Source organism: Pseudoalteromonas sp. OANN1, from assembly GCF_024124685.1.
Classification (GTDB): Bacteria; Pseudomonadota; Gammaproteobacteria; order Enterobacterales; family Alteromonadaceae; genus Pseudoalteromonas; species Pseudoalteromonas piscicida.
In genome coordinates, this window is the sequence record NZ_JAMXSE010000032.1 from 1 (window position 1) to 21,117 (window position 21,117).

The window sequence follows — 21,117 nt, forward strand, 5'->3', positions numbered from 1 at the left end:
CAGCTTAAAAAAACGCCCTAAAATAACAACTCACACCCAACTAAACGATTGAATTAAAATAGGAACTCAGTTATCGTTTGTTGATTACAAAAACAAATTTGAAACGAGTTATTCTACAGGCTCGTTAGCTTTTATCGACCATCTATCAAGGATTCAGGTAATAAATGTTTATAAAAATAGTTAAGACGTTTTTGATCGCACTGTCTTGCATAATCATACTAGGAGTTGTTAACGCTTATGTGTTCGTTCCTGACCTACAGCGACATGGCGAGATCGTGGCCTATCGAGGAGGCGGAAGCGCGGTTAATTATGAAAAACTAAAGAAAACTGGCTGTACCGCCCTTTCAATAAAAGCATCAAACATCAATTCTGTTGAGAACACACTAGAAGCTGTAGCTTCTTCCGTTGCAGCCGGAGCGAACGTAATTCATCTAAATGTTCACAGGACTCGTGATGATCAACTGGTTGTTTTTCATGACTGGACGTTAGATTGTGCTACAAACGGGTCTGGGCCGATACATAAAACATCATTTGAGCAGTTGAAAAGTATTGATGCAGGATATGGATATACGTTTGATGATGGTGCGACATTCCCATTTAGAGGAAAAGGTTTTGGGATTTCTAAGTTAGAGGCGTTTTATAAACGGTATCCAAAGCATGAGTTTTGGTTAAACCTAAAGGATAACGACATACGTTCATTCGAAACTCTATATGAGTATCTATCTGGAAAAAAATCTAGCCATGTTGTAATTACCTCTTCAAAAGGTATGGAGTGGTTTCGAAACAAGGATTCATCTTTACGGTTAGCAAGTGTTGGTAGTGTAAAGAGTTGCGGAATAGATTATCTTTTAGTTGGATGGGCGGGATTAGTTCCTGATTCCTGCAGGAACACCATTCTTTTTATACCTCCCTCGATGACAAAATATTTTTGGGGCTATCCTGAACGCCTAGCATCAAGATTACAGAGCCATGGTTCGGATGTTTATCTATGGTCTCGACATAAATCGATCACCCAATCCTACGATGACGTTGTCGCATCGGGTATTGGAGTTATCACTAGTGATCTTGATTTTATTCGTGCAACACAAGCTAACAAACGCGTCAATCAGGACGCTCGCTAGCTCGCGCTTATTGCGCGGGCGTTAGCCCATAGAAATTTTTATGCGAAATTCGCCTAATACGCCCGACGGCCTAAAACGTTTCTGTCCGTGCGAGCTAGAGCGAACGTCTGTTGTTCGCTCATAACTTCAGGGTAGGTGAAATATTAACCTAGTCATCAAGGCTGTAGAGTCAGGTATGAGCTACCACACTTTAACAATTAAGTTTATATTTTGATTCGGCCTACTTTTCGAAAGCACGCTTCATAAAGTTAGGTGTTGCTAATGCACCCTTATGAATACCTGTGTTGTAGTACTCAGTATCAAATGTTGCGTTATCAACGTCTTGCTCGCGGAATCCGGCAAACTTTTGATCTTTACGCGCCATCGTTGCTGACCACAGACCGCTTGGGTAGATTGGCTGTGGGAAAGGCAGGGTTTGCAGATCAACAAAGCCTACTTCCAACATTGCATCGCGCATTTCTAATAGCAACGGCATGTGCATCAGTGGTGATTCACTCTGCTGGATCATGATACCGCCAGTGCGAAGCGCTGCTAAACAGCTCTTGTAGAATGCGTGGTTGAATAAACCTTCACCAGGGCCAACAGGATCGGTGCCATCAACGATGATAACGTCGATAGACTCTGCTTCGGCTTCACGCATATATTTGATGCCATCATCAAACATTACAGTTGCGCGAGGATCGTTGTTAGACTCACAAAGCTCAGGGAAGTATTTCAAAGACATTTGCGTCACAACTTCGTCGATATCAATCTGAGTTACTTTTTCAACGCCAGGGTGCTTTAATACTTCACGCAATGTGCCACAGTCGCCGCCGCCAATGATCACAACATTTTTAGGTGCAGGGTGCGAGAATAGCGCCGGGTGACTCATCATTTCGTGATAGAAAAAGTTTTCACGCGTGCTCACCATAGTGCAACCGTCAATGATCATCAGGTTACCAAAATCCGTCGTTTCAAACATTTCTACTTTTTGAAATGGTGATTGGATTTCGTCTAATTTTTTGTTGACTCTAAGTGAAAAAGCGCTGCCATCGCGGTCGCTAATTTCTGTAAACCAACGGTTTGCTTCTAAGTTTGCCATGATTGTGTTCACACTTGATAAAAATTAAGGCAATTTTGCCAGTGCTTGCGCCTTTGCTCAATCAATTTTAGTCAACATTTTGTACTTTGCCTCATATTAGTCCTAATCAAGCATGGGCTATTTATAAGGTTTGTAAGCTAATGAAAACGCAACTTTAGGTCGCATTGACTAGCCTCGCGTATTAGAATGAAGCTTTATAAAGAATTAATTGAGAGCAGCAATGACTTGGGGTCTGCAAACAGCACGTTCTATCTATAACGTTACCCACTGGAGTGACGGCTATTTTGATATCAATGAACAAGGCCAGTTAGTGGCGTTTCCTGATGGTGATCGCACTAAGCCACCAATTCTTCTTCCAGAGTTAACTGAGCAATTTAAAGCGCAGGGGCTAACTTTGCCGGTTTTGGTACGTTTTACCGACATTTTAAAACATCGTGTCGATACCTTGACTCAAGCATTTACTGCTGCACGAACTCAACGTGATTACCAAGGCCAGTACACTTGTGTTTACCCAATAAAAGTGAATCAGCAGCGCTCGGTTGTCAGTAAGTTATTAGCGCATCCAAGTGGTCTTGTTGGTCTTGAAGCCGGCTCTAAGCCTGAGCTGATGGCAATTTTGGGTGTGGCACACCAACCTATTACGATTGTCTGTAACGGCTACAAAGACAGTGAGTTCTTGCGCCTAGCTTGCATTGGTCAAGCGATGGGTCATCAAGTAAACATAGTTGTTGAAAAGCTCTCTGAACTGGATACCTTATTACAGGAAATCGACGATTTAGGCATTGAACCGTCAATTGGTATTCGTATTCGTCTTAATTCAGTTGGTAAGGGCAAGTGGCAAAATACCGGTGGTGAAAAAGGCAAGTTTGGTCTTACTGCTAGCCAAGTGCTGCAAGCGGTTGAGCTACTTAAGTCGCATAATCGTTTGCACTTAATGCAGTTAGTACACTTCCATATCGGCTCGCAAGTTGCCAATATTCGTGATATCCAACGTGCGCTTAAAGAGTGTGCGCGTCACTATGCTGAGCTATACCAACTAGGTGTTCCGCTGCGTATCGTTGATGTTGGCGGTGGCCTCGGAGTGGACTATGAAGGTTCAGGTTCTCGTAGTTCATGCTCTATGAATTATACGGTGGCGGAATACGCGAAAAATGTGGTGCATGCTTTTCATGATATTGCGGAGCTCAATAGCATTCCGCATCCAGATATTATTACTGAATCTGGCCGAGCATTAACTGCCCATCACGCGATGCTTATCACGGATGTGATCGACGTAGAAAAAGCGCCAAATCAAGCCGAACCGGTGCAACCACAAGATACCAGCCCATTGGTTTTGCAAGAGTTATGGCATTCGTTGTCACAACTAACCCCTCGCATGGCTTTAGAAACTTATCATGACGCTATGCACTTGTTCAGCGATGCACACGACCAATACGTGCATGGTTTGATCAGCATGCAAGAGTGGGCGCAGCTTGAGCAGCTTTACTTCACGACACTTCATAAAGTGCGTGAGTGCTTAAATGAGAATGCGAGAGCACACCGAGAAGTATTAGACGACCTCAATGAAAAGCTGGCTGATAAACTGTTTGTGAACTTCTCGTTGTTCCAATCACTGCCGGATGTGTGGGGTATTGACCAGCTATTTCCGGTGATGCCTATCGACAAGCTCAATCAACCGTTGACGCAAAGGGCGATTATTCAGGACATTACCTGTGATTCTGATGGTCAAATCAACAGTTATGTTGAGGGGGCGGGTATTGAGTCAAGTTTACCCATTCCTGAGTATGTGCCGGGAGAGCAATATCACGTTGCGATGTTCTTGGTGGGGGCCTATCAAGAAATATTGGGTGATTTACATAACTTATTTGGTGACACAGACTCAGTACACGTTGAGCTTTGTGATGAGGGTTATAAACTCACTAATGCAATCAAGGGCGACAGTGTTGAAGATGTACTGCGCTTTGTTCATTATGACAAAGCGGTGTTATCTGAGAACTATGCACAGCAAGTCGCGGCCTTGTCGTTGCCAGAGTCAATTAAAGCTCAGTATCTACAAGAGTTAAACGCCGGACTTGAAGGTTATACTTACTTCGAAGATTGATTTTCAAATAGTGAAATGGAATAAATTATAGCCGACCAACTGGTCGGCTTAATTGTGTGTGATTTTCAAGGTATGATACAGCTCTGCCGTAAAACACGATGAGGGAATGAATGTCGTTTATTCGTAAAGTGATCAGCATCTTGCTGTACGCCGTTAACACTATATTTTGGTTTATACCGATCTTTATTTGTGGCTTGATTAAGCTACTGCCCATCCCACCATTGCAAAAAGCCATGAGCTATATTGCTAAAGCATGCGCAAGCAACTGGGTCGCGTGTAATTCTGTGAGCCAAAACCTCATTGCGCCGTATACGCTCAATGTGAGCGGATTGGATGAGCTAAAACGCAAAGACTGGTACTTGGTTATCGCCAATCACCAAAGTTGGGTGGATATCTTAGTGTTGCAGCGAGTGCTTCATGGCAAAATCCCGTTTCTGAATTTCTTTTTGAAAAAAGAGCTGCTTTACGTACCCGTGCTAGGTCTTGCTTGGTGGGCGCTCGATTTTCCTTTTATGACGCGAACTAGCAAGTCGCAATTAAAGAAAAACCCTAAATTGCGTGGTAAAGACATAGAAACGACGCGAAAAGCATGCGAAAAGTTTAAAACAATGCCAGTGAGTATTGTAAACTTCGTTGAAGGTACGCGTTACACTGAGTCCAAGCATAGTAAGCAAAAAAGCCCATTTACACACCTGCTTAAACCAAAAGCGGGAGGCATCGCATTTGTGATGCAGGCCATGGGTGAGCAAATCAGCAAAGTGGTGAATGTCACCATACATTATCCCGGTGGTGTACCAACTTTTGCAGACTTTATCGCTGGTAAAGTGAAGTCAGTAGATGTTCAGGTGGAAGTAATGCCGGTCAGTGCAAACTTGGTCGGCGACTACACGAACGATCCCGAATTTAGAGTGCGTTTCCAATCCGAATTAAACGCCTTGTGGCAAGCTAAAGACGCACAACTTGTGGAGCTTGCCGATAAAAAGTAGTAGAAGGATGTTGTGATGTTAAAACAAATACTACCTAAGTGGTTTCTCGGACTATCGGCCAGTGTGTGGCTGCTGGTGAATACCTTTGTGTGTGGTTTATTGGTGCTATTGTTTGGCATCATAAAATTGCTTGTGCCAGTTAAGTTTATCTCTACAGCACTGCACTTTTTTTACGGTATGTGGTGTAAAGGCAATTACCTTGGTTTGCGCATCGCGTGCGACAAAATCCAAGTGAGCTTGCCAAAAGAATTACACGCTCAAGGGTGGTATTTGTTAATTTCCAATCACCTTAGCTGGCTTGATATCGTTGTGCTTAGTGCCATGGAGGTACTACCTGCACCTAAATTTTTTCTAAAAGATGAATTGAAATACGTGCCTTTTATTGGCACCGGTGCATGGGCAATGGGCATGCCATTTATGAAACGTGCGAGTAAAGCGCAGATCGCCAAAAACCCTAAGCTTAAAGGGATGGATGTAGAGCGTACCAAAGCCAGTTGTCGCAATTTTCGTGATCATCCCACAACGGTAATTAATTTTGTGGAAGGTACTCGTCATACTAAAGCCAAACATGCGCATCAAAATAGCCCGTTCAAGCATCTGCTCAAACCAAAGGCGGGTGGTGTAGCGTTTGCCCTAGAAGTGTTATCTGAGCAACTTGACGGCATGCTCAACGCGACTTTGGCTTATGAGTTAGAAGGTGAGCATATTTGCCGTGCATTTACGCTTGGACGCTTGGACGCAATTGATGTAAAAATAGACTACATCGCGATGGAAAAAGTGCCGCTTGGTAACTATCAAGCCGATAAAGTTTATCGTGTACAGTTTCAATCTTTTATGAATGAAGTTTGGCAACGCAAAGATTGCCAACTCGAAGCGCATTGGCTGCATTCGACTGAGCCAAATGACACGCTCAATGAGGAGCTAAAACAGCTATGAAGTTTGATCACCTTCATGACGTCGTTCAACCGTGGTTAAAAGAGTTACCGCAAGGCACTGTGATCAGTGCTTTATTTACCAATGGTGTCGCGGTTGTTGGGTTATTGTTTTTATATTGGGTGATCCGCCGTTTAGTGCTACCCAATGTTGAAAACCTCGCGCGCCATATTTCACCGCGTAAAATTGGTCACCTTGCCCCTCAGTTAAGTAAATTTAGCGGCCGCTTTGCCTTTGTATTGTGTTTACTGGTCTTTTCCGCCTACCACGAGCGTCTATTTGTCGCGCCTGCTTGGGTGTTTATCGTGCTGGAAACACTGGTGTATGTCATGTTGGTGGTGGCATCTGGATTTTTATTTAGTAGTTTAGTCAATTTAGGTAATGGCGTTTATAACCTCTTTCCATTCGCCAAAGAAGTGCCGATCCAAGGGATTATTCAGGTAATTAAGCTACTGATATTTATAGTTTGTTCTATATTGGTGGTCAGTATCTTGGTAGATAAATCACCAACTTATATTCTTTCCGGTTTTGGTGCTATCGCGGCAGTCATTATTTTGGTATTTAAAGATACGATTTTGGGATTGGTTGCGAGTATCCAAATAGCAGCCAATCGACTGGTAACCACTGGCGACTGGATCCAAGTTGACGCATTTGGTGCAGATGGCGAGGTGATTGATCTGGGTTTAAATACCGTTAGGGTACGTAACTGGGATAACACCGTCACCACCATACCAACCTATATGCTGATCTCTGATTCATTTAAAAACTGGCGTGCCATGCAAGAGTCAGCAGGACGCCGTATCAAACGCGCTATTCACATTGATTTTACTAGCATTGAGCCGTTGCCTGAGCAAAAGCAAGCGTTGCTAACCGAGCAGTATCCACTGCTGGAAAAGCTTGAAGATGTACCAAGCGATATCACCAACTTAGGCTTATTTAGACGCTATGCAGAGGCCTACTTGAAGCAGCATGATGCCATCAATCAAGATTGTTTATGTATGGTCAGGGAACTTGCCCCCACGCAACATGGTTTGCCTCTAGAGTTTTACTGTTTTAGTCGCGATAAGCGCTGGGTGTTTTATGAGCACCTACAAGCCGATATTCTGGACTACATGCTAAGCGTAATGCCTGCATTTGGGTTACGTCCATACCAAAGTGTGAGTGATTACTTCGGTGCACACCGCGTGAAGGTGCGCGCCGGTAGCAAACCTGACGCAACTTCAGAATAATCAGCCAGGCCACTGAAAGGTGGCCTATACACTTCCAGCGATAACCCCAAACACCATAAAGGCGATAAGCAACTGCCATATCGCGGGCTTTAACCATTTAAGTGCTACAAAGCCTAATATCACCGCGATGATATCGAGCAAGCTATGCACCGCAGAAAGCCAAATTGGTTGATAAAACGCAGCGGCTAAAATCCCCACAACACCGGCATTTAAGGCCGCGCTAATGCTGGCAAACCTTGGCAATGCAATAAGTGATTGCCACTGTTGGTTAAACGCCCACATTAACAGTAGGCCCGGCAAGAAAATAGCGAGCGTTGCAATTGCTGCGCCCAAAATGGGATGGGTATTGTCGACAACGGCGCCTAAAAAGCTTGCGATGGTAAACATCGGCCCTGGAATGGCTTGCGCGGCAGCATAAGCCGTTAAGAAGGTTTCTTGCGCGACTCCCTCTACACTGGTTTGTAGTAGCGGTAGCACGACATGACCGCCGCCAAAAACCAAGGAACCTGCTTGATAAAACTCGGCAAATAGTTGATTTGGTAGCGCGGCAAAGGTTAACGTAAATAGGCCAATAAATAGCGCAAATACAGACCAATTGATTTGGCTTTTTGATTGACTCGGTTTACTTGGCGCATTGCTGAATGAGTAAAAGTAACCCGCGACGACAAGCACCATAAGTACACCCAATTGCGCGCTTAAATTCGGCAGCATCAACAGCGTGAATGTGGCGAAGAATGCGACGAATTTGAGTGCTGTGGTTTTACAAAAGCTTTTCGCCATACTCATTACCGCATCGGCAACGATGACAACAGCAAACAATTTCAACCCATCGATGACATTCAACGCAGTGCCCGAAAGCTGCTCAGCGGTTAATGCCAGCATGACCATGAGCAAAAAAGACGGTAGCGTAAACCCTAAGAAGGCGGCGATCCCTCCTAGTATTCCAGCTTTTTCTAAACCAATCGCGAATCCTACTTGGCTAGAACCTGGTCCTGGCAGTATTTGTGACAGACTGATCATACTGGCATAGCGCTCGTTACTCAGCCATTTTAAGTTATCGACAAAGTGTTTTTTAAAGAATCCAAGATGAGCCGCAGGCCCCCCAAAGCTCGTACATCCTAATAACAAAAACTGGTAAAATATTTTCAGAAACATAGTGTACCTTGTGATATTGTTAACCTTATATCTTCACAATTTTATATGACATATTTATGACTTTTGGCGCGAGTGCGCCTCAGTTGGATAAGTATTATGCGAATGACTTTTTTATCGCCGTGTTTACTTTTTTTGTTGGCGAACTTCTCTTGTTTTGCTCAGCAAATTAATGTCGCTGTTGATCACGCGCCACCATATAGCATTATTGAAGACAGTGGTGAAGTGCAAGGTTTAATCTTAGATATATTGGCAACAGTACAGGCTCAAGCTGGTGTTGATTATCAAATAAATGCCGTTCCCTGTCCTTTCTCACGCTGTATGCGGATGATAGCGCAAGGTGAGGTAGACGTCATGGGTGGTTTGATCCGTACGCCGCAACGAGAAAAGTTAATCGACTTTGTCGAACCCGCCTACATGGCGCTGACATCTTCGTTCGTGTTTTACGCTAAGCAAGACAGCGATATTCGGGTGGAGCAATATACGGATCTTTATACCAAGCGGATTGCAGTGATGCGTGGCGGCGTTTTTTACCCTCGCTTTGATGAAGACCGTCAACTCAATAAAGTCCCTGTGTTTAGTGAGCAAGTGGCGTTTGATTTATTGCTTAAAGGACGTGTTGACCTTGTGATCGCAGTTGAAGACACCGCTGAGGTGGCGATGGAAGTGCTTGGTCAGCCCATTGAAAAGTTGAAAAAAGTCTCCTATCACCACGCTCAGCCGATTTATGGCCATATGGCAATGAGCAAACGCTTCAGCGGCACCGAGCTTGCGCAAACCATTCGTTTAACGATGAAGCAATTGGCTGAGAGAAAGCAGCTTGATGCTGTGGTTGCAAAATATAAACTGCCACCAGTTTCTGAGCATATAAGCGACTTAGTCCCTGCTCATCCTTAAAAAAACCGGCAAGGCTTCAGCCAGAGTTAATTGTTTATTGCAACAATATAGACAATCAAGTTGAAACGAACTCAGGTGGGAAGATGATTGCAAGAAATATGTTAATTGGTGCAGCCGTTGTGGTTGCTTTGTCTGGATGTGAAATGAATAACACAGGTAAAGGTGCGGCGATTGGTGCTGCAACCGGCGCGGTGTTAGGTAAGGCTACTGGTAACCACAAAGATAAGCGTCTTGCCATTGGTGCTGCGGTTGGTGCAATTGCAGGTGCCGCAATTGGTAACTATATGGACAAGCAGGAAGCCGCTTTTAACCAAGAGCTCGCGGGCACGGGGGTTGAGGTTGTTCGTGAGGGTGACCAAATGCGCTTAGTGTTGCCATCAAACATAACCTTTGCGACAGGTAAGTCAGCTATCAGCCCAGGCTTTTACAATACGCTTCAAGGCATCGCGCGTGTGATGCAGCAGTACGATAAGACATTCTTAACGATTGTCGGGCATACAGACTCTACTGGTTCAGCGAGCTTCAATCAGACTTTGTCTGAACAGCGCGCGAATAGCGTAAAGCAGTATTTATTATCGCAGCAGGTACTTCCTGCGCGTTTGTACGCAGAGGGCATGGGTGAGTCTCAGCCAATCGCGAGCAATAGCACCGAGCAAGGTAAGGCACAAAATCGCCGAGTAGAAATTAAAATTATTCCAAACCGCGCGTAGGAAAAATCAAGGAGTGCTGCACAGCACTCCTTTTTTATAAAGTGTCACACACCACTTCAGCTTTGCAGGTAATTACGCTGACATTTGTATAACCGATACGTGTTAGTTGCTCTGCGGCAAAAATAGCACGGCCACCAGCAGCACAGTGTAAATAAATTGGCCTGTCTGCGTCTTTTTCTAGCTCTGGAAGCTTAAATTCTAGCAGTCCTCTTGGGATATTTACCGCGCCGTTGGCTGCTTTTTGACTATGTTCAGCCGGCTCTCTCACGTCGATAACCAGACCATTGTTTTGTGCAATCTCTGATTTTGCTTGTACCGCGTCAATGCAGCGTTGATTAGGCTTAACTGTCTTTAATACATCTTGGGCAGATATCAGCATATATAGCTCCTTATTGGGTTATCGGTTTCATTATGACTCACCTTTCCTGAATGCCAAGTTTCTTCAATATAACGATCATAGGGCACCAGTTAGTAAAAGCAGACTGCACTAAATTGACACAAATAAACACACTAAACCAAACCCAATGTGGGCTGACAAAATGTGTGAGCAGTAAAGAAATGGCAAACATAACACCAGCGATTAATCTAAATAACCTGAACTTCGGATAATTAATGCCTTTCTAGCAGCCAGTTTTAGCGCTAACTGCGTTGAATTCACTTCCAATAGCTCGCTATTGGTGCGTAAATTCGCCTTGTTTTCCCTAAATCTTGCTGGCTAGACAAGAAGAAAAGCCTTTTTGACTAAAAATAATGAATTAGCCATTTCTTATCCAAACCTCAGGTTAACGAGGATGTAAGGTCATAATGAGTGTCACCTTTAATATTAGACATTTCTAATATTAGACATTTCTAATGTTTGTGTCTATACTTTAAGCGCATTTATTTTTTGGGAGTCAACATGGATCTTCAGCAAATGGCGCAAAATGCCGAACAGGCAGAAGCCTTGTTAAAGCTTATGGCGAATAAAAATCGCTTGATGATTTTGTGTGCATTGCAAAAGCAAGAGCTCAGTGTTAGCCAGCTTAATGAAATGGTGCCGTTAGCGCAGTCTGCCTTATCACAACATTTAGCCAGCATGAGAAAGGCACAAATCGTGGCGACTAGGCGTGAGGGGGCGACGATTTATTATCATGTTAAAGATAGCCGAGTCGCTGTACTACTCGAGAGTTTATATCAGCTGTTCTGCGCCTCAAGTGCAGAGTAACAGGAACGATTAAGATGCAAAAGTTAGATGGTGTCATTCGGTATGCTCTACAAGGCAGTTTGCCAACGATTATCTTCTTGTGCGCTGTGGTACTTGGATTATTTGCATTGCAAATGACACCAAGAGAGGAAGAACCACAGATAGTGGTGCCTATGCTGGATATTCATGTGTCGGTACCAAATACTGCCTCACCAGAAGTGGCACGATTGGTCACCACTCCACTTGAAAAGTTACTGCTGCAAATTCCAGGCGTTGAACACGTCTATTCTACGACCCAAACCGGTGGTACGGTTGTCACGTTAAGGTTCCATGTGGGTGAAGACAGAGAGAAAGCCATTCTCAACACCTACACTAAGCTGTTTGCCAACCAGCATGCTATGCCGGGAATTGTCACTCAGTGGCAGATCCGTCCAATAGAAGTCGATGACGTTCCGATTCTTATGCTCGGACTGACAAGTTCAAAACCGCAACTATATGATGACTACGCGCTAACGCGCTTTGCACAAGAGCTAGCTATCCAGTTACAGAGCATCGCAGACACCAGCGAGGTTTCGGTTATTACCGGGCGCACGAGAGCACTTAGGGTGGAGTTGAACTTAGCTGCGCTTGCCGCACATCAAACAACACCTATGGATGTTTTAGGTGCTATCCAAAGTAGTAATCTAGTGACACGAGTGGGACAAGTGACGGCAGGCAGTAACACGATTGCCTTTGAATCTGGTGATGTCCTTCGTAATAAGTCAGCACTTGAAGGTCTCACGGTGAATGTAATCAATGGCCGTGCCATAGTTTTAAAAGAAGTTGCTCGGGTTATTGATGGTCCTAGTGAACCCGATAGCTATCAGTGGTTAGCAAGCAGCGACAGTCAGGCTGATACACCATTAGTGACGATTGGCGTGGCGAAGCAAAAGGGAAGTAATGCGGTAACGGTTGCAGAGCAAAGTTTAGCGCTTGTAACCCAGCTACAACATGAGATCCTTCCCGCTGAGGTATCGGTAAAAGTACTAAGAAACTATGGTGAGACGGCCAATGACAAAGTCAATAATCTTACCTCTAGCTTGGCCTTTTCGGTATTTACCGTTGTGGTATTTGTCGGTGTATTTTTAGGTTGGCGGCCTGCCGTTGTGGTTGGTCTTGCTGTGCCAATTTGCTATGGCATTACACTTGGGTTGGACTTTGCGTTTGGTTACACCATTAATCGGGTCACCTTGTTTGCGCTTATTTTGTCTCTGGGATTGTTAGTCGATGACCCAATCACTGGGATTGATAATATTAGCCGTTTTATTCATCGCGGCGCGGCGGCTGACACAGATCATAACATTGTCGCTGCTATGGTCGAGATCAAATCTGCGCTTTTGATGTCAACGTTAACTATCATCATGGCGTTTATTCCATTGGCGTTTATTACTGGCATGATGGGCCCATATATGGCACCCATGGCATTTAATGTTCCCATTAGTGTCATTGCCTCGACGTTGGTGGCTTTTTTAGTGACGCCTTGGCTGTCTAAAAAGTTACTCAAAGCGGATTCAAAAACAAGTGAAGTCGCGCCTCAAGACTCGTACTACAGCAAAATCATGCTGCCAATTTTACAAAACCCACGCAAAGCCAAGTGGTTATTATGGGGCGTGTTAGGGTTATTTGTTGCGAGTGTGAGCCTCCCTATTTTTAGAGCCGTACCACTGAAATTGCTGCCGTTTGACAATAAAAGTGAAATCCAAGTACTGATAGATATGCCTGAGGGCACCAGCCTTGAGCAAACGGCCGCAATGACGAGGCAAGTACAGCAAATCGTTTGGTCAGAAGCTGAAGTGACCGACATCGCCGCTTTTGTCGGTAAGCCTTCCAGTATGGATTTTAATGGTATGGTGCGAGGCTATTATCGTCGTAGTGGTACGCATCTTGCCGAACTTAGAGTTTTACTGGTGGATAAGCGTGAACGCGAACATCAATCTCACGCCATCGTCATGCGACTGCGTGAAAAGCTTCAGCCTTTTAACCAAACTTTGACGCAAATAAAAGTGGTGGAAGTGCCACCTGGACCTCCGGTATTAAGTACACTCGTTGCAGAGGTTTATGCAGATCCGTTTGTTGCTCGTGATACGCAAGAGCAAGCAGCCCAGAGGTTAGCGCATCGTTTAAGGCAGGAGCCACATGTGGTTGAGGTTGACACCTCAATGGCTTCGCCAACATGGTTAAAGCGGTTTGTGGTTGATAAACAAAAGGCCGCGTTATCAGGTGTGGCCACAGGGGATATTAATCAATCTCTAGTAGTTGCAAGCCGCGGCATGTCAGCAGGCTTTTTATATACTCAAGGTGAGGTCGCAACGGTGCCCATCGAGTTAGGTGTGAGTTACGCGCAGCGTAATCAGTGGCAAAACGTATTGGCGATGCAAGTTCGTGGTCGTCAGGAGTTGGCTAAAACCACTCAAGAATATGGCTTAGAGCAGGCTGCTAGGCCCCTTGTGGCGATTGGTGAACTTGGCGAATTAACATCTATCCCTACGGCTCCCGTGATCCTTCGAAAAGACCTACAAGAGGTGATTTATGTGTTTGCGGAGCTAAATGGCCGCACGCCAGCTGAGGTGATTGCCGATGTGGTTGCGGATGAAAACCAACAGGTAACGCCGAGCAATTGGACGTCTCGTACCTTTCTACAAAGTGGCGGTGGAGTCATTTGGTCGATGTTAGAAGGAACCCACTATACCTTTAAAGGCGAAGGTGAGTGGCGTATTACCATAGATGTATTTAGGGATATGGGGATCGCATTTGCATTTGCACTGGTGGCGATATTTATCATCCTGCGGATACAAACGGCATCTAGTAGCTTATCACTTATCATTATGTCGGCTATTCCCCTCACCATGATAGGGATTATGCCGGGCTTTTGGTTGCTCAATCAATTTGGTGAGCGTGTGATTGCAGGTGCGCCAGAGCCCGTGTTATTTACAGCGACCGCGATGATAGGGATGATAGCACTGGCCGGAATTGTGGTGAGAAATTCTCTGATTTTGGTGGAATTTATTAATCAGTCTCGCGCGGCTGGTATGGCACTTATCGACGCATTGATTGCGGCGGGAAGTGTAAGAATGCGACCAGTATTACTTACAGCAGGTACGACGTTATTAGGCAACTTGGTGATTATCTTAGATCCCGTTTTTAGTGGCCTCGCCCTTGCTATTATCTTCGGGATCATTGCTTCAACGTTATTTTCACTGTTAGTCGTGCCTATCGTTTATTACTTAGTATTCAAAGAATCATCGACATCTAATCAATCCCTTAATACCTCATCAGTTCAGGAGCCTTCTCATGTCTCGTAATAAAATCTTTATTCCTGTTCTTGCTATTTTTTGCCTATTATTGATGGTCGTATGGCTTGCTGGTGGATTCCAAAATAAGCTAGCTCCGGGTAATAAGTCCGAACTTCCAGCTTATCAAGGAGCACGTTATACCGTTCAAAAGTCGCTGATTGCGATGATTGAACAAGTGCCTGCGAGTGTGGTCGCAAAAGAAAATACGTTAGTGTCCAGTCGGTTATTGGCGGAGCTTAAAACGCTTAACGTCAGAGCCGGTGATAAAGTCACTGCGGGACAGCTGATAGCAACACTCGATGATGCCGAGCTTAAAGCTGAGCTGCAAAGAGTGGCGGCGCAGCAAGCGGCGAATTCAGCCAAGCTAGAGCAAGCAACTAAGCAATTAGTACGCAACAAATCTCTTAATGAAAAAGGGCTTATCGCGATTAACCAAGTGGATGAATGGCAAGCCACTGTGAACGAGTTACAAGCACAAGATAAGGCATTGCAAGAAGCGTATCGCAGTGCTGAAGTCGCGCTGGGTTACACGCAAATCACAGCCCCTATTTCGGGTAAAGTGGTGGCGCGTTTACAAGAGCCGGGCAGCATGGTTAGCCCCGGTGGCGCCATTATATCGCTATTCAATCCATTACAATTACAGATTGAAGCGCCAATTCGCGAGAGCCAAGTTAAGCATATTCAGTTAGGAAGCGAGATTAAGGTGCGCATACCTGCGCTAGATATAAGCCAAACCGCGCGAGTGTCGGAAATGGTGCCAATTGCCGACAGCCAAGCGCGCAGCTTGATGATTAAATTGGATATGCCTTTGCTGAAAAATGTGGTGCCTGGCATGTACGCGCTGGTTGAACTTGTGCTTGGCGAGCAGGCGGTTATCCAAATTCCTACCAATATGATCAGCAAGTATGGTCAATTGGCGATGGTTGAGGTAATAGAAAGTGGCCAGCTTCACAAACGCTACCTCAGGTTGGGCGAAGAGACTGGTAATAAAACGATTGTTATCAGTGGCCTACACGAAGGCGATCAGCTAGCTGTACAGCGATAGTTAGCTGATCCAAACTTTTAAATAAACGAAGCGATTTCGGCGAGTGATTTTTTCACTGTTGCGTGCTCTGGAATAGTTGCATCTTCACTGGGATAGCCCGCAATCAATAACATATAAGGACGTTCGTTATCTTTATCTCTACCGCACAACTCGCTTAAAAAGCTCATCGGTTTAGGTGTATGGGTCAGTGTGGCTAGTCCTGCATTATGCAGGGCTTGGATAAGAAACCCAGTAGCTATCCCAACCGATTCATGGACATAGTAGTTGGTATTTTTGTCTTCCGCGTGGATCCCACCTTTTTTCTGACTAAAAATAGCGATAAGCCAAGGTGCATGTTCTAAGTAGGGTTTTTGTGCATCTGTGCCCAAAGGTTTTAACGCATCCAACCACTCATCTCCGGCACGGCCTTGGTAAAACGAGCGCTCGAGGTCCTCGGCTGCAGCTCGGATCTGCTTTTTCTTTTCTGCGTTGCCAATCGCCACGAAATGCCATGGTTGATGATTTGCACCACTGGGGGCTGTGCCCGCTGCTTTGATACAGGTTTCGATGATTTCTTGCGGTACTGGGCGGTCGCTAAAAGCACGGATACTATGACGTCTCTTACTGTTTTCCAAGAATGCTTCCGCGCGACTTAGCATTTCTTCGTGAGGGTATTCAATAAAATCCGTCAGTGGGTGGTTGGCGTGATCTTGCATGTTAGTTTTCCTTGGGTTTTGTAAACTAAGAACGTTTCTTAGTGTTTCAGTGTTTACTTTTATTTGCAATTGATATGTTTATGTTAATTGTCACTAACCTAGGTAAATGTTATAAAAAGGACAATAATAAAAATCCGAAAAGGAAATAAAAATGCTCGAAATATCAGGACTTTCAAAAACCTATGATAATGGTGTTCATGCTTTGAGAGGTGTAAACCTGACTATTCCAAAGGGAATGTTTGGTTTACTTGGACCCAATGGCGCTGGAAAATCATCGTTGATGCGCACGATTGCCACATTACAGTCAGCGGATGCTGGCACCATACAGTTCGATGGTGTGAATGTCTTAAAAGAGCCCAAGGCACTCCGCGCTCGTCTAGGCTATCTGCCGCAAGATTTCGGTGTTTACCAACGTGTTAGTGCGTATGATTTATTGGATCATATGGCAATTTTAAAAGGGTTGAATAATAAAAAAGAGCGTAAAGAAGCCGTTGACGGGTTGCTCGCACAAACGAACTTATATGATCACCGTAAAAATGCGGTCAGCGGATTTTCCGGAGGTATGCGTCAACGTTTTGGTATTGCCCAGGCATTACTTGGCGATCCTGATTTACTTATTGTGGATGAACCGACTGCGGGATTAGACCCAGAAGAACGTAATCGTTTTCACAACCTACTCGTTGGTTTAGGTGAGAGTAAAGTGGTTATCTTATCAACGCATATCGTGGAGGATGTATCTGAGCTATGTCCGAATATGGCCGTGCTGGCGAGCGGACAAATTTTACTTGAAGGTAATCCTATTGCACTCACTGAGCAGCTACAGGGGAAAATCTGGCGTAAGTCGGTCACACTTGCGGAAGCGAAAGAAGTAGAGCAAAACCTACCGGTTATTTCTAAGCGCTTATTCGCGGGTCAGACTTTACTTAACGTATTTGCTGATCAAGCACCTGAAGGGTTTGAAGCGGTACCTGCCGATTTAGAGGACGTTTATTTTTCTACTCTGCATACTCATCGAAATAATCAAGCAGCGTAAGGAGTAGGCAGATGCTATTTAAAATGATGCGTTTTGAGCTGCGGTATTTTGTCCGTCAGCCTTCCTTTTATGTGACTTCTCTGATTCTATTTTTGCTCACCTTTTTTGCCTCAGTTTCGGACTCGGTACAGATTGGTGGTGGCAGTAACGTCAATGTAAACTCGCCCTATGCCATCTTGCAAACCGTTGCCATCATGACCATTTTTTCCATCTTTTTGGTGGTTAACTTTGTTGGTAGTGCGGTGATAAGAGACGATCAAAGTAAGTTTAGTGAGCTTATTTTGAGTAAGCCTTTGCACTTAGCTCAATATCGTTTAGGTCGATTTTTCGGTGCATATCTTGTCACCTTGTTGGTATTTTCAATGTGTTTAGTGGGGATCTGGGTAGGTTCTGGTATCGGCGGGTTAGTCGGTTGGTTGGATACCGAACTGATCGGGCCTAATAAACTCAGCTATTACCTAACGCCACTATTTGTCATCGCGGCCCCTTCACTGTTCTTTATGGCGAGCCTATTTGCGCTGGTGGCGCAAAAATTTAGAACCATGATAGCAATGTACTTGGTTGCTGTGGGTTTGTTTGTGACTTATCTTGTGGCAAATAGTATTTTTTCAGATATCGAATACCGTACTATTGCTGCATATTTAGACATGTTTGGCCTATCAGCTATTTCGGCGCAATCAGAATATTGGACCATTGCAGATCGCAATACGTCAGTCATAAGCCTAGTTGATGAACTGCTCTATAACCGCTTAATTTGGATGTCAGTTGCACTGCTCAGTTTAGGTGCTTTAGCCTTAAATACTTCTCATTATTTACCGCAAAAACAAAAAACCAAGAGCAAAGCCAAAGAAGATGGTAGTCAAGCGTCGGCATTGCTGAATCGTTTTGATTTTAAAGCGAGCGTAGGTAGTAGTTGGGTGCACTTTTGTACCAGAACCACTTTTGAAGTAAAGCAAGTGCTTAAAAGCTATCCATTCTTAGTGCTATTAATTTTGGCGGTGGCAACCTTAATACCTGCATTGGTTGGTTCATTTAATTGGTATGGCACAGAAGTATGGCCAGTGACCTTTAGAATGGTAGAGCTTATCCACGGCAGCTTCTGGCAATTATTGGTCATTGTGTTGGTGTACTACAGCGCTGAGCTGGTATGGCATGATCGTGATTCGCGAATGGGAGACATTGTTGACTCTTATCCTGTTGCAAACTGGGTATTTTGGGGCTCTAAATACATAGCCTTAGTTGCGGTGATGACGCTGCTATGTGTATTTGGTAGCTTGATAACCATTAGCTATCAACTATTGTCGGGTGTGACACAGATAGATCTTGCCCAGTATATTGTGCGCTTGGGTTATTTGTATGTGTTAGGTTTCGCTTTCCAAACCACCTTAGCATTTTTGATACAGGTGATGAGTCCGAGCAAATACATGGGTATGGGAATATATGTCGTTTATTTCATTATTTCGATAGTCCTGACCAACTTTGGTTTTGAGCACAACATGTATCACTTAGGCGAAACTTCCCCAGTGCCGTACTCAGATATTAATGGTTATGGTCATTTCCTCAGTGCGGCACATTGGTACAATATGTACTGGTTTGGTTTTAGCATGATGTTAGCGACACTAAGCTATGCACTTTGGCCTCGTGGTGCGGGGCAAACGCTGAAAGCACGTATTGCACTGATGGGCTATCAGTTAGGTAACGCTGGTAAAGCGTTATTGGCTTGTGGTGCTTTAATCTTCGTGGGTAGTGGTAGTTACATTTACTACAACACGCAAGTGGTCAATGAGTTTATTACGCAAGATGAAGCTGAAGATATCGCAGAGCAATATGAGCAACAATTTGCCCAGTATCGAGATGACCCTGTACCAATCACGTTAGATGTACAGCTCAATGCTGAGGTATTTCCAAAGACACGTCGTATTGAAGCGCAGGTAAAGCTGTTGGTTGAAAACCGCTCAGATAAAGAGATTACTCGCTTCTTGGTCAATAAACCTGATCATACATTAGAGTGGCAAGTTGAAATGGCTGGCGCTACGCTTGGTGAAGAGGATAAAACCTTTAAGCATGCTTGGCTTGAGCTCTCACAACCAATGACACCGGGTGAGCAGCGTGAAATTACGATGTCAGTTGTACGGCAAACACTTGGCTTTGTAGATAGAGGCAATGATGAAACCTTGGTGAACAATGGTACTTTCATCGATAACACGACCTTGTTCCCGACATTTGGTTACAGCATCTATAAGCAAATTCAAGACAAAAGTGAGCGTCGCCAGCGCGGCCTTGAACCACTAAAACGTGGTAATAAGATTGAAGAAACACACTATCATCATGAACCATTATTTGCGGAAAATTTCGTCACATTCGCCGCAACGGTGACGACGGATGAATCGCAAGTTGCGATGGTGCCGGGCTATTTGCAATCGAAACACAGCAAAGACGGCCGCACGACCTATGTCTATGAAATGGATGCTCCAATGCTGCACTTCTATAACATCTTGTCGATGGATCTTGAGGTGAAACAGGAAGAGTATAAAGGCATTGCGCTCGAGGTTTACTACCATAAAGATCATGCCTGGAATGTCGACACTATGCTGCAGTCGACTAAAGACTCTATTGATTATTTCACGCGAGAGTTTGGACTTTACCAACATAAGCAAATGCGTATTATTGAGTTTCCTCGTTACCGAGACTTTGCGCAAAGCTTTGCCAATACAGTGCCTTACTCGGAAAATATTGGCTTTTTGACGGACACCCGTAACCCAGACAATATCAATGTACCTTACTATGTGACGTCACATGAGCTGGCGCACCAATGGTGGGCGCATCAGGTGATTGGTGCTAATGTGGAGGGGTCAAATATCCTGTCGGAAATGTTGTCGCAATATTCAGCCATTATGGTGATGAAAGAAAAGTACGGCGAGCATAATCTCCGTAAATTCTTGAAGTATGAACTAGACACCTATTTAAGTGGACGAGGTTCTGATCCGTATGAAGAGCGGGCGTTATCCAGAACAATCGGTCAGCAGTACATTCACTACAATAAAGGTTCTGTTGTGATGTTGGCGCTGCACGATTTACTTGGAGAAACGCGACTCAATAGCGCACTAAGAAGCTTCTTAAATGACTATCGCTTTAGAACTGATATCTATCCAACAACACTCGACTTTTTGACTTACTTAAAAGCGGGGGCTTCAGAGCAAGAACAAGTATTTATCGAAGATCAGTTCAATGCGATTACGTTGTATGAGCTTAAGCTTGCAGGTGTTGAAGTGCAAGAAGCGACGCAAGCGGGAGAACTTCATACAGTGACCTTAACGGTTGAGGCTGCGAAAAAACATGCAGATGGTGAAGGTAACGAAGAAGAAATTCCGCTTAATCAAGAGATTGATATAGCCTTATTCTCTGCCGATCCTAACAACATTCAAAGTGACGAAACGCTGTTATATCTACAAAAACACGCGATCACATCGGGTGAAAATAAGATTGAGCTGAAAGTAACAGAGTTACCGAAATTTGCGGGAGTTGATCCGTTTGTAAAACTGATTGATAAGAAAACCGCCGATAACATCAAGTCACTCTAATCGATACATTGGTAGAAGAGGGCTTTTTCGAAAGCCCT

General features: G+C 44.4%; 17 protein-coding genes. 12 read left to right on the top strand and 5 right to left on the bottom strand.

Annotated elements, in window-relative coordinates:
• The first annotated feature begins 164 nt into the window (after window positions 1-164).
• Complete coding sequence (locus NH462_RS20705) at window positions 165-1,121, top strand: glycerophosphodiester phosphodiesterase family protein (protein WP_253107640.1); 957 nt, start codon at window positions 165-167, stop codon at window positions 1,119-1,121.
• Window positions 1,122-1,341: 220 nt separating this feature from the next.
• Here the strand turns inward: NH462_RS20705 and speE are convergent, their stop codons facing one another.
• Window positions 1,342-2,202, bottom strand: coding sequence for a polyamine aminopropyltransferase (gene speE, locus NH462_RS20710; protein ID WP_010378188.1), 861 nt, complete (start codon window positions 2,200-2,202; stop codon window positions 1,342-1,344).
• A gap of 220 nt (window positions 2,203-2,422) precedes the next feature.
• Here speE and speA point away from each other — a divergent pair, with 220 nt between their 5' ends.
• The 4 genes from speA (at window position 2,423) to NH462_RS20730 (ending at window position 7,451) form a co-directional block, all read left to right on the top strand.
• The gene (speA, locus tag NH462_RS20715) at window positions 2,423-4,303 is read left to right on the top strand and encodes a biosynthetic arginine decarboxylase (protein WP_253107641.1); all 1,881 of its coding nucleotides are present in this window, start codon (window positions 2,423-2,425) and stop codon (window positions 4,301-4,303) included.
• A gap of 110 nt (window positions 4,304-4,413) precedes the next feature.
• On the top strand, window positions 4,414-5,289 hold the full coding sequence (locus NH462_RS20720; protein ID WP_010378193.1) for an acyltransferase: 876 nt from the start codon (window positions 4,414-4,416) through the stop codon (window positions 5,287-5,289).
• Window positions 5,290-5,304: 15 nt separating this feature from the next.
• Window positions 5,305-6,225, top strand: coding sequence for an acetyltransferase (locus NH462_RS20725; RefSeq protein WP_010378195.1), 921 nt, complete (start codon window positions 5,305-5,307; stop codon window positions 6,223-6,225).
• Window positions 6,222-7,451, top strand: coding sequence for a mechanosensitive ion channel domain-containing protein (locus tag NH462_RS20730; RefSeq protein WP_010378197.1), 1,230 nt, complete (start codon window positions 6,222-6,224; stop codon window positions 7,449-7,451). Before NH462_RS20725 ends, NH462_RS20730 begins: the two co-directional genes overlap by 4 nt.
• 24 nt (window positions 7,452-7,475) lie before the next feature.
• Here the strand turns inward: NH462_RS20730 and chrA are convergent, their stop codons facing one another.
• Window positions 7,476-8,606, bottom strand: coding sequence for a chromate efflux transporter (gene chrA, locus NH462_RS20735; protein ID WP_010378199.1), 1,131 nt, complete (start codon window positions 8,604-8,606; stop codon window positions 7,476-7,478).
• 102 nt (window positions 8,607-8,708) lie between these two features.
• Between chrA and NH462_RS20740 the strand changes: the two genes are divergently transcribed.
• Window positions 8,709-9,500 (top strand): transporter substrate-binding domain-containing protein, encoded by a 792-nt coding sequence (locus NH462_RS20740; protein ID WP_253107642.1) that lies wholly within the window; start codon window positions 8,709-8,711, stop codon window positions 9,498-9,500.
• An 83-nt stretch (window positions 9,501-9,583) separates the two neighbouring features.
• Window positions 9,584-10,210, top strand: a complete 627-nt coding sequence (locus NH462_RS20745) for an OmpA family protein (RefSeq protein WP_010378204.1) — start codon at window positions 9,584-9,586, stop codon at window positions 10,208-10,210.
• Window positions 10,211-10,244: 34 nt separating this feature from the next.
• Here the strand turns inward: NH462_RS20745 and NH462_RS20750 are convergent, their stop codons facing one another.
• Together NH462_RS20750 and NH462_RS20755 are read right to left on the bottom strand one after the other, a co-directional pair.
• Entirely contained in the window at window positions 10,245-10,589 is a 345-nt protein-coding gene (locus tag NH462_RS20750; protein WP_010378206.1) for a rhodanese-like domain-containing protein, read from the bottom strand.
• A 37-nt stretch (window positions 10,590-10,626) separates the two neighbouring features.
• Entirely contained in the window at window positions 10,627-10,779 is a 153-nt protein-coding gene (locus tag NH462_RS20755; protein ID WP_010378208.1) for a DUF2892 domain-containing protein, read from the bottom strand.
• A gap of 329 nt (window positions 10,780-11,108) precedes the next feature.
• On the opposite strand from NH462_RS20755, the gene NH462_RS20760 reads away from it, so the two are divergent.
• From NH462_RS20760 to NH462_RS20770, 3 genes are read left to right on the top strand one after another with little or no spacing between them, the layout of a single operon-like run.
• Window positions 11,109-11,414 (top strand): metalloregulator ArsR/SmtB family transcription factor, encoded by a 306-nt coding sequence (locus NH462_RS20760; protein ID WP_017218369.1) that lies wholly within the window; start codon window positions 11,109-11,111, stop codon window positions 11,412-11,414.
• Between the two features lie 14 nt (window positions 11,415-11,428).
• Window positions 11,429-14,734, top strand: a complete 3,306-nt coding sequence (locus NH462_RS20765; protein ID WP_253107643.1) for an efflux RND transporter permease subunit — start codon at window positions 11,429-11,431, stop codon at window positions 14,732-14,734.
• Window positions 14,724-15,770: an efflux RND transporter periplasmic adaptor subunit gene (locus tag NH462_RS20770; protein ID WP_253107644.1), complete on the top strand. Its 1,047-nt coding sequence runs from the start codon at window positions 14,724-14,726 to the stop codon at window positions 15,768-15,770. The genes NH462_RS20765 and NH462_RS20770 overlap by 11 nt, the downstream gene beginning before the upstream one ends.
• Before the next feature lie 17 nt (window positions 15,771-15,787).
• On the opposite strand, the gene NH462_RS20775 is transcribed toward NH462_RS20770, so the two are convergent.
• Window positions 15,788-16,465 carry a nitroreductase family protein gene (locus NH462_RS20775; RefSeq protein WP_253107645.1) on the bottom strand — a complete coding sequence of 226 codons (678 nt, stop codon included), beginning with the start codon at window positions 16,463-16,465 and terminating at the stop codon, window positions 15,788-15,790.
• 151 nt (window positions 16,466-16,616) lie between these two features.
• On the opposite strand from NH462_RS20775, the gene NH462_RS20780 reads away from it, so the two are divergent.
• Both NH462_RS20780 and NH462_RS20785 read left to right on the top strand, forming a co-directional pair.
• On the top strand, window positions 16,617-17,498 hold the full coding sequence (locus NH462_RS20780; RefSeq protein WP_010378221.1) for an ABC transporter ATP-binding protein: 882 nt from the start codon (window positions 16,617-16,619) through the stop codon (window positions 17,496-17,498).
• 11 nt (window positions 17,499-17,509) lie between these two features.
• Complete coding sequence (locus NH462_RS20785; protein ID WP_253107646.1) at window positions 17,510-21,079, top strand: M1 family aminopeptidase; 3,570 nt, start codon at window positions 17,510-17,512, stop codon at window positions 21,077-21,079.
• Window positions 21,080-21,117 lie beyond the last annotated feature (38 nt).